This is a genomic window from Sodalis sp. (in: enterobacteria) (assembly GCF_036327475.1).
Classification (GTDB): domain Bacteria; phylum Pseudomonadota; class Gammaproteobacteria; order Enterobacterales; family Enterobacteriaceae.
The window spans coordinates 1001352-1020897 of record NZ_CP132913.1 but is presented as its reverse complement, the minus strand read 5'-3'; the positions used below and the strand labels follow the sequence as shown (position 1 = coordinate 1020897).

Below are 19546 nucleotides of genomic sequence, written 5' to 3'. Positions count from 1 at the left end.
TGAAAGTAAACTACAAAAAATTCTTGGCGCTTCTGGCGTTATTTGCTGGCGGGATGACGCTAAACCATGCGTCAAGTTTCTGCTGCAGTTTATCCACGCCCTGTTTTTTCAGCGACGAGAATGTTTCAATCTCGACATCACCCATGAATGCCAGCACCGCTTCGCGCACTTGACTTAACCGCGCGTTACGCACGCTGGAAGCCAGTTTATCGGCTTTGGTAAGCAGGACAAGACCCGGAATATTGGCATCCACCGCCCACTGCACCATTTGCTGGTCGAGATCTTTCATCGGGTGGCGGATATCCATCAATACTACTAGCCCTTTGAGGCTGTCGCGCTTTTGCAGATATTCGCCCAGGGCACGCTGCCACTTGCGTTTTAACTCTTCTGGCACTTCGGCATAGCCATAGCCGGGAAGATCCACCAGCCGGATGCCCGGCTCCACCTCAAACAGGTTGATAAGCTGGGTGCGTCCAGGGGTCTTACTGGTCCTAGCCAAGTTTTTTTGGTTGGTCAGGGCGTTAAGCGCGCTGGATTTGCCGGCGTTTGAACGCCCAGCAAAGGCGACTTCGATCCCGCTGTCGATCGGCAAATGACGAATATCCGGTGCGCTGGTCACGAAATGGGTTGCCTGGTAGTTATAAGATTTGGTCAATGGTACACTCTTCTCCGGAGTTGGGCATATTAACGACAATTATATCGGTTATGTACCGGAATGCGTTTTTTATCTTCGCTCACGGGCGCGGTCATCTTTTTTCTTGCACGGTTTTTTTGATAGATCTCGCCGCAACGGCCGTTACGGTAGACGTCATTACCTTTACCCAAGAGCCAAAAGAGCCAATATTATGAATTCATCAGCATGAGACGGCCGTGGTCAGTCCGAAGGACACGCGAAAAGCAGCGTACGTAAAAGCCCGGAAGAGTTGAAATCTCGAAGGATGTGAGGCATAAGCAACAGAAAAACGTCGTGAGCTGGCCCCACTGGTTCACGTAGTCAGGGCGGTGGCTGTGCGCCAAATGCCCGTACGCCGCGGGGTAGCCGTATCGGCGAAAAACTCGTGCTGCTGACAGCTGAGGGAAGAATGGTCCAACCCAAATCTCTTGTATCAGCGCCGTAGTTACCAAAGCTGTGGGAAACGACCGAACAGGAGTTGGCGTGTTTGGAGAATGACGACTGTCTGGATACCTTATTGCGGCGTCTTGAGCAGGATGAGGCCCTTTCTTCAGTCTCCACGGGTGATAAATCACCCCCTTCCGCCATCAGGAGAAAAGGGACGTCATGAGAGTGCGGACGACAGATTAATGCAATGAATTGATGAGCACAGCGCACATAACCGCATTAAAACCGTGTCCAAGCCGAGCGCTAGCTGGAAGGCGGTACGTGTTCTGGGGTAATGTGCCGCCCTCCTCCACAACATCTGTAGCGAGTTGTGGGTGATATTCAGCAATACCTGCTCCATCTGATCTAGATCGTGGGTCAACTCCGGCAAGCTGGGATCTGGTCCCTCACCAGGGTAACATTATCCGGCATTTCAAGCGACACCCGCTTAAACGTTCTGTCTGCAGACTTGATTCCGCAGACTTGATGAATACTTTGTACACGTGCATCCCAGGCTGGCTGCGCACTAGTAGATCCCGCGCCACGACCTGTTGGGCATGCTGGAACTGTTCTTGGCTAAGACGGCGTTGATTATCCATCGGCGCCAGCTCAATCAGAATAGTCTCTTCCGGGCAGCCTCTGCTGGGCAGAGGTGTGCCGAACAGCTTACGTGAGCTTTGCGCCAGCAACTGCTACGCCATCGGGTTCACGTAGTGCGCCGCCAGATTATTATCCAGCAGCAAAATACTCGTGATGAGAGAATTAAAGATCTGCCCAGCTTCTGGCATCGGTTATCAGTGATTGTGCATGGCTGCGCGCCAAGTTTTCCGTAAAAGTTTCCACAACAACAGAAGCTCGGGCAATTAAACGCTGTAGTACAGCTCGAATTCTACCGGGTGCGGTATCATGCGTACGCGATCATTTTCTTCCGTGCGTAGCGCGATATAGGCATCGATGGTATCGTCGGTGAATACGCCGCCGCGGGTCAGGAACTCGCGATCCACATCCATGGCATTCAATGCTTCTTCAAGAGAGCCAGCTACGGTTGGAATTTCGCTGGCTTCTTCCGGCGGCAGATTGTAAAGGTTCTTATCCATGGCGTCGCCGGGATGGATTTTGTTGATGATACCGTCCAGGCCGGCCATAAGAAGCGCGGAGAACGCCAGATACGGGTTAGCGGCAGGATCCGGGAAGCGCACTTCGATACGGCGTGCTTTCGGGCTGTCAACCACCGGAATACGGATGGAGGCGGAGCGGTTGCGAGCGGAATAAGCCAGCATGACCGGTGCTTCATAACCCGGGACCAGGCGCTTGTAGGAGTTTGTGGTCGGGTTGGTCAGGGCATTGATGGCTTTAGCATGCTTGATAACGCCGCCGATATAGAATAGAGCCGCTCCAGACAGGCCGCCGTACTTATCGCCGGAAAACAGGTTATTGCCGTCTTTGCTCAGTGACATATGGCAGTGCATGCCGGAACCGTTATCGCTGAAAATCGGCTTGGGCATAAAGGTCGCGGTTTTACCGAATGCGCGGGCAACGTTATGTACGACATATTTGTAGATCTGGATTTCATCGGCTTTTTTGGTAAGGGTGTTGAAGCGGGTAGCTACTTCATTCTGGCCGGCAGTAGCCACTTCGTGATGGTGCGCTTCCACGACCAGGCCCATTTCCGCCATGGTCAAGCACATGGTTGAGCGCAGATCCTGCGAGGAATCTACCGGCGGCACCGGGAAATAACCACCCCTCACGCCAGGACGGTGGCCTTTGTTGCCGCCTTCATAAGTTTTACTGGTGTTCCAAGCCGCTTCGATATCGTCGATTACCACATGCGAGCCGGAAACAGAGGTACCGAAACGGATGTCATCGAACAGAAAGAATTCCGGCTCCGGTCCAAACAGCACCTGATCGGCAATGCCGGAAGATTTCAGAAAATATTCCGCACGCTTGGCGATAGAGCGAGGATCGCGATCGTAGCCGTGCATGGTTGCCGGCTCAAGGATGTCGCAGCGGATAATGAGCGTCGATTCTTCATAAAACGGATCCATCACGGCAGAAGATGCGTCGGGCATCAAGACCATGTCGGATTCGTTAATGCCTTTCCAGCCGCCGATGGAGGAGCCGTCGAACATCTTTCCCTCTTCAAAGAAGTCATCCACCTCCTCCTTTTTGACCGGTGCAGGAATGGTAACGTGCTGCTCTTTACCTTTGGTGTCGGTGAAACGTAAGTCGACGAATTTTACTTCATGCTCTTTAAGCATCGACATGACTTGTTCAACGGACATAACTTATATTCCCCCGAGATGTTGCTTGTTGTCGTGGAACGAATTTCTATGGTCGGATTTTCTGGTTTATATGGTTTAAAGCTAAAACTGTGCCAACATTCCAAATCAGTGCGAAACGCTACGTCGCCGTCATTTTCTGCACGTGTGGCTTCGCCAGATTGGTCGGATTGATCCATCTTAGTGCATTTGACGAACAGGTGGGCACTATTTTAGTGCATGGGATAGGCGGGATGAGATTTCACGGAGCGGGGCGGAACGCGAAATGACGCAATCACCAAGAAGGACGGAGGATCTTGATTTAGTTCCTCGCCTAATACGTGTACCACTACATGCTATTTTCGCTCAGTGACTGCAACGATGCAACCGAACGCGTAATGGACTCCCAACGATTTGGGGAAAGAGCATGGAGTGGGATTACCATTCTCGCTAAAATACCGCTATCAACTACCGTATTCAGCGGCGCAGTTGAGTACGTGTGATGTCGTCGATGGTTACTCGGTATTGCTTCTCGATGCCATAGTGGTCCGATACCGCAGACCCGCTTCGTGACGCGGCAGAAAGCGTTAGCCTATTGTCTGAAACCTGTCTTGGTCGTCACAAAGCTGATCGCCCTGGTGCGCAACCCGACTGGGCGGTAGATTAGGATTAGGTCTTCGATCTGTTTATCAACCCGGACACTACCGGCAGTTCGACCTTCCGATCATCTACTCATCCGCGCTGAACGGTATTGCCGGTCTGGAACATGAAGAGATAGCTGACGACATGGCCCGCTGCTTGAATCCATCGTGAAAACGTCGAGGTGCTAAAGATTGACGTCGACAGACCGTTCCAGATGCAGATCTTCCAACTTGACTACAACAGCTGCGTAGCGTTATCGGCGTCGGCCGCATTAAACGCGGTTTTGTGAAACCCAGCCCCACTAGAACGTGACAGTGGTGAACAGCGAAGGCAAACCCGCAATGGTAAAGTAGGCCAGGTTCCAGCCATATAGGTCTGCAGAATATTGAAGCTACACTGGCGGAAACCAGCGATATCATCACGATCACAGAGCTGGGTGAGTTGAATGTCTCCGATACCATTTTGAAGCGCTGCTGCCACTGACGGTTGACGAACCGACCGTCTCCATGTCGTTCGGTGTCAATACCTCGCCGTTCTGCGTGCGGCAAAGAATGGAAATACGTTACCTCCCGCTAGATTATAGAGCGTTTGAATAAAGAATTGGTGCACAACCGTGGCGTAGCGCGTGGAACATTTTCGTGCTATTAATGGCGCTAAGCAGGAGCCATTTGAGTCGATGACGCTGGATATTAAGAGCAGCATTAGGTGCCGGTCATGAAAGCCATGGGCATCCGTAAAGGCGAGATGCGTGACATGCTGCCGGATAACAAAGGCTGTATCCGTCTGGATTACGTAATTCCCAGCCGGGGCTGATGAGTTTTCGTACTGATTTTCTGACCATGATCTCTAGCACGGAACTTGTTATATTTCTCTTTAGCCACTGCGACGACGCGCGCCCTGGGGAAATTGGCCAGCGCCAGAACGGCTTGCTGATCTCCAACAGCCATGGTAAGGTAGTGGCTCGGCTCTGTGTACAGACGGCGCGGAAGTCGTTGTTGTACGGCGCTGACCACATAGCCGACGCGCAGAATCACCGACGTCGATTCATCGCTTAAATTCCGGCGGACAGTTATCTCGGAAATGCCAAAGAGCGCGGCGGCATCTTTCAGATGCAGTTTGTCCGTTCGCTTTAGCGCCTATCGTAGTCTATTAATCCGTTCTTCACGCCGCATTTCCATGGAAATACTCGCTGTTGCTGAAATAGGGGCCTGGGTCGCCAATGCGGCGTCGCGCTTTAGGCCATCGCGCGCCAACCCAAATCAATGTGCTAGATAGGCCATTGCGAGGATATTATCCGCAATGGCTATACCACGCAAACCGCGACTCTTCACTATCCATATGATTTTCCAGTTGTTTTCAGCCCATATGGTCAGGACGCAAGCGTGGATAGTCCAGCGCTGCCTTACCACGAGTAGAGGGCAGCGCGAATGTTTTAGCTTAATATTATTGCTTGTTAATAAGTGATAATAGGTAACCTAACTGAGGATCGGTATACGGATATTCGGTGCTTTAGTGTCAACTCGTGCCGCGGTAGTGGCGGAACGTCTCAGCATCCAGTACAGATGTTGTAAGTCCCTGCGCTCGCCGCAAGGCGGCGCTCAATCCCGCGCTTAGCGGCCTTCTACGGTGGTCACTTTGATAGCCCTCCCGGCGTCTCTGGTTATCCGCAGCAACAGCTACAAGTTAATGGTCTGCAACATGGCTCCTCCTTCTTGTGCTCAGCAATAATATTGAGCCGGACTGTGATGTAACCCGTTTAAACGAAAATTTGCATCGCGGCGCACTCTCTGGCGTTAGGGAATTACTCTATCTCAAGCTCTTTTAGCTTGCGTGTCAGCGTGTTGCGGACACAGCCGAGCAAACGGGCAGCTTCCTGTGCCTGTGCTCTGGATATGGCGCCGCGCAGTGGTCAACAAAGTGCGCTCCATATCCGGCTGCGCTTCCGACAGCAGGTTCTGGTAGCCTGAGCGCAACGCACATCCACCTACTGCGCCAGCAGTATAGCCCAGCTTCCTGGCCGCCACCTGTATCCGGCGCGGTGGTTTCAAACAGCTCCGGCGGCAAATCCTAAATCAGCACTTCTTGTCCGGCGGACATTACGGTCAATCAGCGACAGGTATTTCCAACTGGCGCACGCCCCCAGTCGAGTGGAGGTGGATGTGGGTCAGCTCTGTTTAAGTTCTGGGTGCAGATTTTTCAGCGTTACGCAGCTCGCGTAGCGGCGGCAAGATGAACCCGGATCACGTTCAGGTGATGGAATAAACCCTCGCGAAAGCGGCCTTCCTGCGCACGCAGTTCTAAGTCTAGTGGATGGCGGCGATGATTCCACTTTGACCGGCGCCGGTAAACGCCCATTTCATGGCCGAATAATGCTGACTCAATCAAATCACTTCAGGATCGCCGCCATATTGATGGCGATAAACGACGCCTTGGCGCATGGACTATGGCGATGCAGGGCGTTGGCCACCGATTCTTTGCCGGTTCCGGCCCGCCGTTGATAAGAACTCTGATACGCCGATGATGTTAGCAGTGGGCCGCTGGCGGACTGACTGCGGGGCGGCAGCTGTTCCAGGTGGTGGCTAACGGCGCGTTTCACCAGCGCCACAGCTTCGTCGATATCGAACGGTTTCAGTAAATAGTCACACGCCTCTCGCTGACAAACGCTTACTATGGCATCTAGATCGGAGTGAGCGGTTATGATAACCGACAGCATTGGGTGATGTTGTTTGATTTGTTTTCAACCCGTCCATGCCTGGAATACGAGTATTGCACAACAGCACGCCCGGCGTTTGGGTGGCGAGCGTGCCAGCACCTGACTACCGCCTTTGAAGGCGATGCAGGTCACCAGGCCACAGTGAGTGCGCGTTTAAGAACCCAGCGGATGGAGCTATTGTCGTCGACGTTCCAGACTATCCCTCGTTGCATAATTGGAGAAGAGGTAAAAACTCGGTATGTCCCGATCAACTGTTAAATTCAATCTTTCTTGAATTCTGATCGATCAGACCGCGGGAGATGGAGAGACTCAGGCTGGCGCCCCTTCTCGGCCGCTGACCATGGGGTAAAACAGCGTATCCTGCAATTGTGCCTGGATCCCCTAACTGTCGTTCTCGACATCAATGTGCTCCTCAAGCCGGTATAAACCCCCGTGCAGCGCGCGCTATCTGGCTGGCAATCGTCGGCGGTTCCACCGCGGGGGTTCTGGCGCAATTTTTGCAGATGGGCGGTAAGGTCGTTCACCATTTGTGTGGCGCTAACGCTGGGGACCGATAATGAGCGCCATGCCTCCAATTTTTATGATCTACAGTTTTATTGGCTTTTATCGGCAAATTCATCTCTAATTGCCTGATGATGCGTTATAATGTGTAGAAAGTGTTGATCGTCTCCGGCACGCTTAAAACGGCATAGAATCGACATACTGAAGTGGTGGGCAGTGGTCGTGATGTCCATCGTTGGCGCAACGATAGTGCCGGCGCTGCGGGATTATGCGTCCGATCATTTTGACTCCATGCAACGATCTTTCGGCATGTTGCTGCTGTGTTCTCGCTTGTTAGCTACTATTCTGTTATCTACTACTTCTGTGGAGAGCTACGCTATCAGGAGCGTAAGCGTACGGGCGCTCCTGATAGCGTGTTGGAGGCGCCGGTATGTGCCTTGTTATCTTAATGGCATGATCGCACTGTTTAGTTAGGTTGTTTCTTGTGAAGATCTCATAGAGGATTCGGGAGGGCCCATACTATATATTTTGATCTGAGGAGTGTCATCATCGATATCGATTTTAACCACGTGCTGGGGTCTGGAGCAATTTCAGTCGTGTCCCGCTGGCCACTTTACAAAAGAGTTCGTCATAGGTGAGGCTTTTGAACAGCATGAGCGTGGGAATATTGCCGATGAAGCCTTTGCCGCCGACTGGCAGTCGGTGCTCGTCGGCCTGCGGCCAGAGATGGGATTTTGACCCGGCCGCGCGAACAGGAGCATCGCGTGAGATCCTCTCCAATACAACCGTCTGTATTGCGATTACTGACCGAGTCAGTATCCCGAGGTGCAAGAATGCGTGGACAAATTTTATTTGTCGCAGGATCTTGGCATGCGCAAACCGGACCAGGCCATTTATCGCTATGTACTTGAGCAGGAAGGAGCGATGGCGGACGGTGCGGTTTTCTTTGACGATAATACCGATAAATTGAGCTGCGCCACTTCATTTCACCGGCTTTATACCGGCACCGGCGATGTTATCCAGTGCTATCTGGAGCGATTCATTCTCCATTCGAGCCGTATGACGGCGCTGGGAATCTGCGGCCTCATCGTCACCGCGCCGTTGGCCAACACGCCGACTTTCAGACGCTGCATCTAGAGGGGACCGCGAATCGGTTGTTCCAACAAGGTCCGACGTAGCGGTAATATCGCTAATGGTCTCGATTGAGGTGACCACAAATACCAGCAAGCAGCGGAACAAGTAAATTCCAGCGAAGCCCAACCCCTAATAAAGCGGCGCCTGAACCACAATCAACGACTCTACCACTATAGCGATTACCAGCGATACAATGCGCGGATAAAGGTTAGGCTGAAACCTCCGCCTAGATGCGCTGGACCAAATGCAGAATCCGCGAGAGCAGAATTTTGATGCGGGAGGCCACCATGAAGGGCCGAACAGCGCGGCCATCATTGTCCATCGGCGCCGCCGTTTTTCAGTGACAGACCGCCGTACATAGTCAGCGGCGTCATGAAATTGAAGCTGGCGCCCTCTGTATTGATAGAAGGCTCAATACCACTGCTTTTCATGTTTGATTTTTAGGATGGACGCAAGCCCGGAAGCGAACAGCGACGTGCTGATAATATGGCATCCGCCGGCAGCTCCAACGCCTAACAGATCAGCAGCGCCATGGTGATGACCGCCATAAACATTGCCAGCAGATGCTGACAGGCGGCGAGTAACGTTTGCGGCAGAGGCGGCCTGTCGCCGAGGCGGCAAATCAGTCGCTGGAGGTGCTGTCAGCGGAGGCGGGGCGGTGTCAACGTTCTGGACGGCAAGGAGGGTATTTAATCATCTTGAAGGGAAAAGCCATCGATGGCGGGTACGTGACGTCGATCAACGGTTCGGCGTGCGCTAGTTAGATTAAGGCCGTCACGCAGGTGTGACGATCAGTTTTGCCGAGGGGATGTCGATCTTGAGGCGACGGTGCAAACGCGGGTGCGAAAGCACGCTTTACTCAAAATATCGATCCAAGACGGGGCAAACCGACCGCGTTCCGTAACCGCATTATAGCGGCGCCGTGGTACAAGGTAACGGCGGCATACCACTCAGGCGAAGGTATAGCGTACGCGCTCGGGCATCCAGCGTTCAATCAGGGCGCGTGCCGAGTCGGGGTGATGCTGATGGATATGCTGCGCCAGACGCTGTATCTCTGGAATTATCGCTTGATCGCGCAGCAGATTCGCGACCCGAAATTCGGCATTGCCGGTTTGGCGGGTGCCCAACAGCTCGCCGGGGCCGCGAATTTCCAGGTCGCGTTGGGCAATGACGAAGCCATCGTTGCTGTCGCGTAGAACCTGCAGACGCAACCGTGCGGTTTTACTGAGCGGCGACTTATACAGCAGCACGCAGTGGGAAGCCACTGCACCGCGACCAACCCGTCCACGCAGCTGATGCAGCTGCGCCAGTCCGAGCCGCTCGGGGTTTTCTATGATCATCAGGCTGGCGTTAGGCACATCGACGCCCACCTCGATAACCGTGGTCGCCACCAGCAATTGGACCTCGCCCGCTTTGAAGGCTTGCATCAACTGCTGCTTTTCCGACGCCTTCATGCGTCCATGTACCAGCCCGACCCGAAGCTCGGGCAGCGCGCTTTGCAATTCCTGCCAGGTGACTTCCGCCGCCTGCGCTTCCAGCACATCCGATTCTTCTATCAGAGTGCATACCCAGTAAGCCTGACGCTGCTCCTGCAGACAGGCCTGATGGACACGCTGAATAATTTCCGCACGCCGAGTATCCGGGATTGCCACCGTGGTCACCGGCGTCCGACCTGGCGGCAGCTCATCAATGACTGAGGTGTCCAGATCGGCGTAAGCGGTCATCGCTAGCGTCCGGGGAATTGGTGTGGCGGTCATAATCAACTGATGCGGATGGAGGCCCCGCGCCACGCCTTTCTCCAAAAGCGCCAGCCGCTGATGAACGCCGAAACGATGCTGCTCATCGATAATCACCAGCGCCAGCCCGGCGAAGCGCACCTTCTCTTGGAAAATAGCGTGAGTGCCCACAACCATCGACATCCGGCCATCGCTAATGGCCTCCTGCTGCGTCTGGCGCGCTTTCCCTTTTTGCTTGCCCGCAAGCCAGCCGACCGTGATGCCCAGCGGCGCGAACCAGTTGCGAAAATTTTGCGCATGCTGTTCGGCCAGCAGCTCGGTGGGCGCCATGAGCGCCACCTGGCGACCATCGCCAATGGCGCATAGCGCCGCCAGCGCCGCCACCAGTGTTTTGCCGGATCCCACATCTCCCTGAACCAACCGCATCATCGGGACATCTCGCGCCAGATCCTGGGTGATTTCTGCCACCACACGCCGTTGTGCGCCGGTTGGGGAGAACGGCAGTGAAGCGAGAAAGCGCCGGGACATAAGATTATCGGCGCGCAGCGGCAACGCCCTGTCTTTCTGCACCCCAGCCCTTACCGCTAGCATGCTGAGGTTGTGGGCCAACAGCTCTTCGAGAATCAGCCGGCGCTGCGCCGAGTGACGGCCCAGCGCTAAATCGTCCAGAGAGATTTCCGGCGGCGGGTGGTGCAGCATCCGTAAGGCATCGGCCAGGCTCATCAAAGCGCTACTTAGCTCCGGAGGCAGCAACTCGGGCACCGGCGTGATATCGAGCAATTTCAGGGCCTGATCGATGGCGCCGCGCAACGTAGCCTGTCGAACGCCTTCGGTGGTGGGATATATCGGCGTTAACGCGGCAGCAAGCGTGACCTGATTGCACTCGCTGATAACATGATATTCGGGATGGATGATCTCGCCGCCGAGCTGGCCGCGGCGGATTTCGCCATAGGCGGTCACCCATTGGCCTGGGGAGAGGCTATTTTTCATCGCCGCATTGAAATGAAAAAAGCGCAGCGTCAGAATACCGCTGTCATCACGCAGGCGGCAGGTGAGCATGCGTTTACGGCCAAAACTGACATCGCTGTTCATGATTTTGCCCTGCACGGTCACCGTCATCCCCGGCAGCGCCTCGCCGATAGGATAAAGTTTGGTGCGGTCCTCATAGCGGGCCGGCAGATGCAGCAGCAGGTCCTGTAGGGTTTCCAGTCCTAGTCGGGCTAATTTACTGACTATGCTCGGGCCGATCCCTGATAGCGTATTCAGCGGAATGGCGTTTAACAGGCGGCCTTCGGTCATATCAGCTCTCCGTGGCTTATCATCAGACCACCCTTCTGTGGGGAGGTTCTTTCGCCGCCGGGACTGCTATCCAGTTGGACAGAGCGTTTGCGCGCGGCGACCCGCTCCTTTCAAGGATACAGGTCGAACGGCAATAATCAAGAGGGTGGAAATTCGCCGCGCGGCATAGGAGAACCGGCATCAGAACTTGGCCGGTGGCCGGCGGCATGTCGCCTTGCCAGGCAAACGGTCCGGCATCATGGCTTAATACGGTTACGGTTAATCCGGATGACATCCGGCATGATGCGGATTTTACGCATGATATTTGCCAGATGGATACGATCGTGGGTCGTTAGGCGTATAAACGCGCTATACACCCCCCGGCCGTCTTTCTCTTCGGTGTTAAGGCTCTGAATATTGGAATTGGCAGCGTTAATCGACGCGGTCAAATTGGCTAGCGCGCTCTGATGGTTGAACATATCTACCTTGATTTCAGCGATAAACTCCCGCTCGCTCACCATCTCCCACTCCACCGGCATAAATTTCTCGGGTTCTTTCTGGTAGCGCCGGATATTGCAGCAAGATTCATGGTGTACCACAAGCCCTTTGCTGGGGCTGACGTGGGCGATAATCGGATCGCTTGGAATGGGTCGGCAGCATTTGGCGAATGTGATGAGCACGACGTCGGCGCCTTTAATTGGCAGCGTACGCGAGCCGAAAGGCGGCGTCAGGTTGAACCGATCTTCCTGCAAATTTTTGGCAATAACCACGCTCATGGCGTTACCGAGTCCGATTTCCGCCAGCAGTTCTTCAAGCGTCGCCAGTTTCATCCTATCCAGCGTGAGCTGGATATTTCCCGGCGTCATTTCGACCAGTTTAAGGCTGTCGCCCAACGCATGGCTAAGCAGGCGACGTCCGAGGCTGATGGAGTCATCGCGCTTGAGGTTTTTTAGCATTTGACGAATTTTGGCCCGCGCCTTGGAGCTTACGACGAAATTCAACCAGTCGGCGTTGGGCCGCGCGCCCGGAGCGGTAATAATTTCCACGGTTTGACCGCTGGTGAGCGACTGTGGCAGCGGATAGGGTTGCCTGTCCACCCGCGCACCCACGCAGGCGTGACCGATATCGGTATGCACGGCATAGGCGAAATCTACCGGCGTAGCTCCCGCCGGTAATTCGACGATGCACCCTTCTGGGGTAAATACATAGATTTCGCTGGGAAAAAGATCGGATTTAACGCTTTCAATGAATTCAAACGAGCTGCCGGCGCTTTGCTGTAGCTCGAGGAGGCTTTGCATCCAGCGCTGCGCGCGGATTTGCGCCGCAGTACCGATTTCGCCCTGCTCTTTATACGCCCAATGCGCCGCCACCCCCATCTCCGCCATCTGGTCCATGTCCTCGGTGCGAATTTGTACCTCCACCGGCACACCGTGTGGACCTATCATCGAGGTATGCAGCGATTGGTAGCCGTTGGCTTTTGGGATGGCGATATAATCTTTCACCCGCCCCGGGCGCGGTTTATACAGGTTGTGCATCTGGCCCAGCACCCGGTAACAGGCGTCAACTTCGCTGACGATCACCCGAAAAGCGTAAATATCCATGATGGAATGAAAACGTTGCTCTTTCAAATGCATCTTGCAATAGATCGAGTAGAGATGTTTTTCCCGTCCGCTGACGCGACAGGGAATGCCTGCTTTAGTTAAGCGACCCTCAATCTCGTCGAGGATTTTCTGGATCATCTCCTTGCGGTTGCCGCGCGCCGCTTTAACCACTTCCTTGATAACCCGATAGCGATTGGGATACAGCGCCTCGAATCCCAGCTCTTCCAGCTCGGTTTTCAGGTGATGGATACTCAGCCGGTGGGCCAGAGGACTATAGATTTCCAGCGTTTCGCGCGCAATGCGACGTCGTTTGTCCGGCCTCAGGGCGCCGATGGTGCGCATATTGTGGGTGCGATCGGCAAGCTTGATCAGCACGACACGGATATCTTGCACCATAGCCATGATCATTTTACGGAAGTTTTCCGCCTGGGCTTCTTTCTTATCACGAAATTTCAGCTTGTCCAGCTTCGATACCCCTTCCACCAGCTCGGCGACACTTTTGCCGAACAGTTGTTCCATGTCCTGGTAGGTGGCTGGAGTATCTTCGATAACGTCATGTAGCAGCGCCGCCATCAGCGTCTCATGATCGAGGCGCATCTCGGCCAGGATGCAGGCGACCGCTACCGGATGGGTGATATAAGGCTCGCCGCTGGAACGAGTCTGTCCCTCGTGCGCATCACGAGCGACAAGATAAGCCTGCCGGAGGAGTTTTACCTGATCCTCGGATAGATAGCGTTGAATTAGAAGATTCAGACTTTCGAACAGATACAAGGTAGGGTAGTAACCTGCTGTTAACGACGGCCTTCAGCGATCGTGGTGACCGCCTGAATTTCGGCGGCTTCCTGTTCTTGCTGCTCATGGCGATCGCGTAACTCTAGGATCTGATTGGTAATTAGGCCTTCCTCGATTTCACGCAGGGCGATAACAGTGTGTTTATCATTTTCTTCCACAACCAGTGGATCTTTACCGCCCACCTGAATCTGACGGGCGCGACGCGCGGCGACCAGTACCAGGTCAAAACGGTTACCAATTTTCTCGACGGCGTCTTGCACAGTTACGCGTGCCATGTGTGAGCTAACTCCACAAATGAAGAATGACTTGGCATCATACTGAAAGTTGTATCAGTTTGCCAATAATTTGCTGATTAATGCGTCATGGCGTAATTTCTGACGCTTAAGGCGCAGCCGCTCAGCTCGGATAATGGTTTTCAGATCAAGTAATGCGGTATTGAAGTCGTCATTGACGATGAGGTAATCATACTCCGCAAAGTGAGTCATTTCAGCCACCGCCTGTGCCATGCGCCGGGCGATGACCTCTTTGCTGTCCTGACCGCGTCCGCGCAACCGGCGATCTAACTCCTTCTTGGACGGCGGCAAAATAAAGATGCTGCGAGCGTCGGGCATTTTGCCCCGGATCTGCTGCGCGCCCTGCCAGTCGATATCAAGGAGCACATCGACACCGGTCGCCAGCACCTGCTCGATGGTTTCACGCCAGGTGCCGTAATAATTGCCAAACACCCTAGCGTATTCCAAAAAGGCATCTTCGGCAATCATGCGCTCAAATTCCGCCACCGGCACGAAAAAGTAATGTTGTCCGTGCGCTTCACCGGGACGCATGGCCCGGGTGGTATGGGAGACTGACACCTGGGTGTCATAAAGCGGCTGGGTTTTCAGCAATTCCTGGATGAGGCTGGATTTTCCCGCACCGCTCGGGGCGGAAACGATATAGAGCGTACCTTGAATCATTATGAAATAGTCAGTATAGGTTGAAAGAACGACAGTGCACGTTTCTATTATACACGGCATTGAGAGGCGATGCAGCTGTCGACGTAGTGGCATCAGCAGGGCCGACGGAGGGGTGAAGCATCGGTTATGAAGAAATTAAGGGAGCACGGGCACCCGTCGAAGACGTAAACCCCGACAACCTCCCTTCTGGAACGTTTTAGATATTTATCCGCAAAAATCCACCAGTAAAAAACCACTTTAAGTATTAGAAATCGCAATAAAGCATCTATTAGCTGGTAGCTGGAATGCTGCCAGACCCGTTAGTCCGGTTACGAGTGACTACAACTGTTCGGCCCTTTTTTACTGCGGATTTCAATGCTGATATAATGTCATGAGCCGTGCTATTTTTGCTGAGCTTCAAGTACATTACAGACTTCGCTGAACTTCTCTAACTGCATCTCGGATAACGGAGCAAACATGCGATCCAGAATGACTTTGTGGGCCTGTTCGGCGATACGCAATTTCTCACGACCTTTTTCCGTGATATAGACATACTTTACACGGCGATCGGTAGGGCTTTGCTGGCGTTTCAGCATCTCCTCTTTTTCCAATGCATCAAGCACGGTGACCACGGTACGGGATGAGAAGCCCATATAGTTTTTGATATCAGTGGCACTGGTTTTGCCGGTAGTAATCAGATGCAGAATTTTCATTTTTGACATCGAGAGGCCTTCGTTCACCAGCTGACCATTCACTTCTTTTCTCAGACGATGATAGATACGCGACAGAGACTCTACCATTACTGAAATATCGGTTGATTTATCCATGTTCTAATCTCTATATGTTATTTATTCGCTATCAGTTATTCCCAAAGCACGTTAGATTTCCATTTAGTACTACAGATGGCTTTAATGGTATCAGATAAATATTATACTTAAGTAGAATCGATAACACAGGGAAATATTCTAAACAAGCAATGTTGTCAGCTTACGCTAACAAGAAATACATGTTATCAAAAAAATATTGAAATTTTCTCAACCCCCATTAATGGGGACATCCTGGAGACAGAAAAGTATGCGTTACTTCCATGTTATTATGAATGCCCAATCAGAGTATGATCGGACCCCTGCTTCATTACCGATTGCCAGAGCAGTTTATCGAAGTTTTTAAAAATTTGAAATATGACAATAAGAAAAAGACGCATATATTATGAAAATATAATGGCAAATATATCTTTTATATCTTATTAGTAATTGTGTATATTAATATTCTGCTAATTTTACTGGAATTTATAGATCTGTTTGCTGCAATATATTGTATAAAAAGGATTTTTAGATTTTTTAGATAAAACATTGTGCCGGTTTCGTTGCAGTAGTTATCGTAAATTAAAAACTCACAAAAGATAAAAACCTTCAATATGCCTTAATTTGATTTGGCGCAATTCAGCTAAGTTGCTGTAATTGATAATTATTATGTTTTTATTTTTTCGTAAAAATCTAAATTCAACAAAGGATTATTGTATTTTATCATTAAAATCAAGTAATTGTCCAATCTATTGGCGCAACAACAGCGTCTGGCGTCTGGCGGGCGCCATCCCTTTGCTCATGCGGTGGCATAAGGGAGCAAAATAGCTAGAAAAATTGTTTCTTTTCAGGCAATCATTAAAGCGGTCAGGGTCTACGCTTGCTTATGGATATGAGATGATAACGGAATATCCACTGATATCCTGTTGTCAATTCTATCAGGTTAATGCCGTTTGCTTGCCGACGCTACCGTTGGCGTTATCAGCAAGAGTAAACGCCTATTAGGCGCCATGCTATTGTGGTGAAAATGCCTGTATGGGGCAAAACAGACGACGGCAACGGCAGGATTCCCCTGTTCACGTGAGCCGCCGTTATCGCTAAGGGGTTAGGCTAATCATGACACAGTGCTTCTCTGCGGCGATATCGCCCGAAATTTAATCTACCAGGCGGTAACAAGACTATTTCAGCGCCGAAGAGTGGCAGGCGAAGAGGCGGTAGAAATAGGCAAGCGGCCAACGCGCGGTATTAGGTGTCGCTATAGGTGTCGCTGGCGCCGCAGCTTGGCGTACTGGACCTGACACGCATACAGCAATTCTATAATTCTAATTCGGTCTTGGCCCAACTTGGCGTGGTGCGGGTAGCGGAAGAGCGGGTGGGCGAGGCGGGGTCATCGGCGTCATGCTGATTGGCGCTGGCCTCGGTTGACGCGCGCCACTCAATGACCTGTCTGCCGCTTGAGCCAACAGCAGGAAGATAAGCTTCGCCGCACCCTCGCCAGATACGGCGGCGGCATGGTCGGCGGCGCTTACCCTTTGACACCATCAATGAAAGTGAACTGGGGCCACGGACACAGTAAGCGCTAGATTTCTACTGCTGTGATCCGGAGGAAAACAAACTCTGTTTTATCTATATCTATGCTTAAACGGCTAAGCCGTGCCTGATCTGCCGTCGACGTCGCGCCGTTTACCGGCACGGTGTTAACCCCCGACTTGTCGATGACGAGCACCATCTTTTGCTGCTACCAGTCAACGTTCCAGCCCGGCGCACGCCTAGCGCAGCCCGTTTGTCTCCCGCGTCCGAATAAAGACCCAATGCCGTGCGCCAGAGCGCACGCCGACGTGCGATTATACGGTTGGGTCCTGAGCGTCTGGCTGCACCCGGTCATCCTGTCATCCTTTCTCAAGCGACGGCGCCGCGAGACATCGCGACATATAGCGTTCTTATATGTTGCATTTCTCACCAATAAGGTCGCCAACATGACGTTTATCGCCAAAAAGACTGGCAAGCTCATAACCGTTTCCAACCGCATTCCGGCGGTTTCACTCCTGGCCGGCGTTCCACCATAATACTTTACAGGCTGCATCTATACTAATTTATCGGCTCCGCTAGCTGTTTTGGCGGCGTCGGTTATGTTGGCAGCCGTTTCGTTGTTGTTTTGCCTGGTATTCTTTGTGCCGGCATCCTGCATCGGTGGCGTTGGATCCGCGCGCCAGCGAGGCACAAAACAGGCTTTGCGTGTCCCGTTGGATTGGATCAGCCGGCACCGATGCAGATCGGCCGTTTCCTTTCCAGAGTGGTGCGCGGCGATTTAGATGAAGATGTGCTGACCCACCGGCCGTATTACAACTCATGGCCAGCGCCCTGCTCAATACGTTTGTTCTGGCACGGTGCACCATCGGTTTGGTAATGGCGCCAGGCATCACGCGATGTGGCTTCATAGCTCCACGCGCTTGTGCCGCCGTCGTTGACGGTAGGCTGGATCGGTTGTCTTTCCCACCTGGTGCGTGCTTCCATGCTGGAGGTTCTATTCTAAAGGAAAAGCATATTCGCACTTTCGGTATGCCCGATCGGCTGATCGCCCTGCACTACGCGCTACCGATCGCGATGGTGTCACGGTGGTATCGGTACTGGGCGTCAGTATTGGCTCATTGCTTGCGGGGGCGGTGCTGGCGGAGATGTCTTTTACCGTCAGGGGCTTTGTCGAGGCTGATTTACGGTGCGTGCATCGCGATGACGGCCGTTTGCCGGCACCGACTGGGCGCTACTGCTGGGACTGGTGACCGGCTACGGGCCACACCCGCTCGACACGCTGTTGATGCTGTTGTGTGATTCGCTGATGTTGATTCCCATGATTTTGTTTGCCCTGGCGGTGGTGATGCTGGCCGGCTCCAGTCTAGCCACCATTGTTCTTATCATTATTACTTTCATGGTGCTGGGCTATTTCCGGGTTGTGCGCAGCCAAACGCGGGTACTTAAGCGCATAGAGTATATTATTCCGGGCCATGGGCACGTCGCTGGTCCGCGCCGTCTTCGATATCCGATTTCCAATTTGACCGGCATGCTACTGGTCATAGTGGCGATGGATATACCCGCGGTTATCGCCATCGAGTTGGGTTTGCGCTTCCTCGAACAAGGGATTCAGCCGCCGAACGCCAGTTCGGGCACGATGACTCAACGATAACTACTCATAGCTCCGCTAGGCGAAACATATAGTTATTGTCGCCAGAATGCTGATCGTTCTCACCACCTTGAGATTCACCTTTCTCAGCGAGACGCTACGTGACACGCTGGATCCACGCACCCATAGCCACACCGGAGGTGATCGCACATGACGCCGATCGATATCAATCAGTTAACCGTCAGCTACGCCTCTCTCCGCAGGCCGCTACAGGCGGTGTGCAATATCAGCCTGTCGCTTAATAAAAGGTGAGGTGCTGGATCTGGTAGCGAAAGCAGTTCCGGAAAATTCATCCTGGTCAGCGTCATATTGACCTTACTGCCTCCCAATGACCCAGGCCAGAGGTGAATTGCGCTATCACGGTATCGATCTGCTAACATCGTCTGGGGAAGTCATGGTATCGCCACCGTCTCGCAGATCCATTCACAGATCCGTTTATCGTGTTTAATCCGGTTGTGGTGATTGGTAAACAGCTTGTCGCTTTTCAACATCATAAAGCCGGTACGCGCGCGGAAAACGCCAGCGCGCCCGTTACATGCTGGAATGCATGGGGATATCGGACCCGGCGGGCGGCCGTCTGCGCCAATGTCTTCATGAGCTGAGCGGCGGCATCCGTCAGCGTATCGTTATCGCCACGACATTACTAACCGAACCGGAACTGCTGATAGCCGATGAGCCGACCACCGCGAAATACGGATGATAGAAGTCCTTAAGACCAGTTCGAAGCGGTGGACAGCGCGATTATTTTGTCACACACGATCTGCATCTGATCAGCGCATTACGCAACAAGGTGGCGATGATGTATGCCGGCGAAATTGTAGAGGCGGGACCGATAGACAGCATTTTAGCGCGCCATTGCGCCCCTATACCCGGTCGCTG

At 53.0% G+C, this 19546-nt stretch carries 11 protein-coding genes and 8 pseudogenes; 7 read left to right on the top strand and 12 right to left on the bottom strand.

Annotated features, from left to right (window positions below):
• Positions 1-10: 10 nt before the first annotated feature.
• Positions 11-655 carry a ribosome biogenesis GTP-binding protein YihA/YsxC gene (gene yihA / locus GPOALKHO_RS05575; RefSeq protein ID WP_406701621.1) on the bottom strand — a complete coding sequence of 215 codons (645 nt, stop codon included), beginning with the start codon at positions 653-655 and terminating at the stop codon, positions 11-13.
• A 472-nt stretch (positions 656-1127) separates the two neighbouring features.
• On the opposite strand from yihA, the gene GPOALKHO_RS05570 reads away from it, so the two are divergent.
• Positions 1128-1283, top strand: coding sequence for a GTPase-activating protein (locus GPOALKHO_RS05570; protein WP_406703403.1), 156 nt, complete (start codon positions 1128-1130; stop codon positions 1281-1283).
• A gap of 218 nt (positions 1284-1501) precedes the next feature.
• Here the strand turns inward: GPOALKHO_RS05570 and glnL (GPOALKHO_RS05565) are convergent.
• Together glnL (GPOALKHO_RS05565) and glnA are read right to left on the bottom strand one after the other, a co-directional pair.
• A pseudogene (glnL, locus tag GPOALKHO_RS05565) lies at positions 1502-1887 on the bottom strand (two-component system sensor histidine kinase NtrB); the annotation flags it as partial.
• Between the two features lie 75 nt (positions 1888-1962).
• A complete protein-coding gene (gene glnA, locus GPOALKHO_RS05560; RefSeq protein WP_406701620.1) occupies positions 1963-3381 on the bottom strand; it encodes a glutamate--ammonia ligase in 1419 nt (472 codons plus the stop codon).
• 356 nt (positions 3382-3737) lie between these two features.
• Between glnA and GPOALKHO_RS05555 the strand changes: the two are divergent.
• Positions 3738-4961 (top strand): annotated as a pseudogene (locus tag GPOALKHO_RS05555) (translational GTPase TypA); the annotation flags it as partial.
• Positions 4962-5003: 42 nt separating this feature from the next.
• Here the strand turns inward: GPOALKHO_RS05555 and GPOALKHO_RS05550 are convergent.
• The 3 pseudogenes from GPOALKHO_RS05550 to glnL (GPOALKHO_RS05540) all read right to left on the bottom strand — a co-directional run.
• A pseudogene (locus tag GPOALKHO_RS05550) lies at positions 5004-5177 on the bottom strand (DeoR family transcriptional regulator); the annotation flags it as partial.
• 623 nt (positions 5178-5800) lie between these two features.
• Positions 5801-6924, bottom strand: a pseudogene (locus GPOALKHO_RS05545) (response regulator).
• Between the two features lie 35 nt (positions 6925-6959).
• Positions 6960-7150 (bottom strand): annotated as a pseudogene (gene glnL, locus GPOALKHO_RS05540) (two-component system sensor histidine kinase NtrB); the annotation flags it as partial.
• Positions 7151-7734: 584 nt separating this feature from the next.
• Here glnL (GPOALKHO_RS05540) and GPOALKHO_RS05535 point away from each other — a divergent pair.
• Positions 7735-8350, top strand: a pseudogene (locus GPOALKHO_RS05535) (glucose-1-phosphatase).
• On the opposite strand, the pseudogene GPOALKHO_RS05530 reads toward GPOALKHO_RS05535, so the two are convergent.
• The 6 genes and pseudogenes from GPOALKHO_RS05530 to GPOALKHO_RS05505 form a co-directional block, all read right to left on the bottom strand.
• Positions 8350-8973: pseudogene (locus tag GPOALKHO_RS05530) on the bottom strand (solute carrier family 23 protein); the annotation flags it as partial. The pseudogenes GPOALKHO_RS05535 and GPOALKHO_RS05530 overlap by 1 nt on opposite strands.
• Before the next feature lie 324 nt (positions 8974-9297).
• The gene (gene recG / locus GPOALKHO_RS05525; RefSeq protein ID WP_406701619.1) at positions 9298-11382 is read right to left on the bottom strand and encodes an ATP-dependent DNA helicase RecG; all 2085 of its coding nucleotides are present in this window, start codon (positions 11380-11382) and stop codon (positions 9298-9300) included.
• A 236-nt stretch (positions 11383-11618) separates the two neighbouring features.
• Positions 11619-13733 carry a bifunctional GTP diphosphokinase/guanosine-3',5'-bis pyrophosphate 3'-pyrophosphohydrolase gene (spoT, locus tag GPOALKHO_RS05520; RefSeq protein WP_406701618.1) on the bottom strand — a complete coding sequence of 705 codons (2115 nt, stop codon included), beginning with the start codon at positions 13731-13733 and terminating at the stop codon, positions 11619-11621.
• Between the two features lie 20 nt (positions 13734-13753).
• On the bottom strand, positions 13754-14029 hold the full coding sequence (rpoZ, locus tag GPOALKHO_RS05515) for a DNA-directed RNA polymerase subunit omega (protein ID WP_406701617.1): 276 nt from the start codon (positions 14027-14029) through the stop codon (positions 13754-13756).
• Positions 14030-14083: 54 nt separating this feature from the next.
• Positions 14084-14707 carry a guanylate kinase gene (gmk, locus tag GPOALKHO_RS05510; protein WP_406701616.1) on the bottom strand — a complete coding sequence of 208 codons (624 nt, stop codon included), beginning with the start codon at positions 14705-14707 and terminating at the stop codon, positions 14084-14086.
• 380 nt (positions 14708-15087) lie between these two features.
• Positions 15088-15513 carry a MarR family winged helix-turn-helix transcriptional regulator gene (locus GPOALKHO_RS05505; RefSeq protein WP_406701614.1) on the bottom strand — a complete coding sequence of 142 codons (426 nt, stop codon included), beginning with the start codon at positions 15511-15513 and terminating at the stop codon, positions 15088-15090.
• Positions 15514-16750: 1237 nt separating this feature from the next.
• Between GPOALKHO_RS05505 and GPOALKHO_RS05500 the strand changes: the two genes are divergently transcribed.
• The 4 genes and pseudogenes from GPOALKHO_RS05500 to GPOALKHO_RS05485 all read left to right on the top strand — a co-directional run.
• Entirely contained in the window at positions 16751-16894 is a 144-nt protein-coding gene (locus tag GPOALKHO_RS05500) for a hypothetical protein (protein WP_406701613.1), read from the top strand.
• 1210 nt (positions 16895-18104) lie between these two features.
• Positions 18105-18269, top strand: a complete 165-nt coding sequence (locus GPOALKHO_RS05495) for a hypothetical protein (protein ID WP_406701611.1) — start codon at positions 18105-18107, stop codon at positions 18267-18269.
• On the top strand, positions 18266-18670 hold the full coding sequence (locus GPOALKHO_RS05490; RefSeq protein WP_406701609.1) for a hypothetical protein: 405 nt from the start codon (positions 18266-18268) through the stop codon (positions 18668-18670). The genes GPOALKHO_RS05495 and GPOALKHO_RS05490 overlap by 4 nt, the downstream gene beginning before the upstream one ends.
• Positions 18671-19193: 523 nt before the next feature.
• Positions 19194-19367 (top strand): annotated as a pseudogene (locus GPOALKHO_RS05485) (ATP-binding cassette domain-containing protein); the annotation flags it as partial.
• Positions 19368-19546 lie beyond the last annotated feature (179 nt).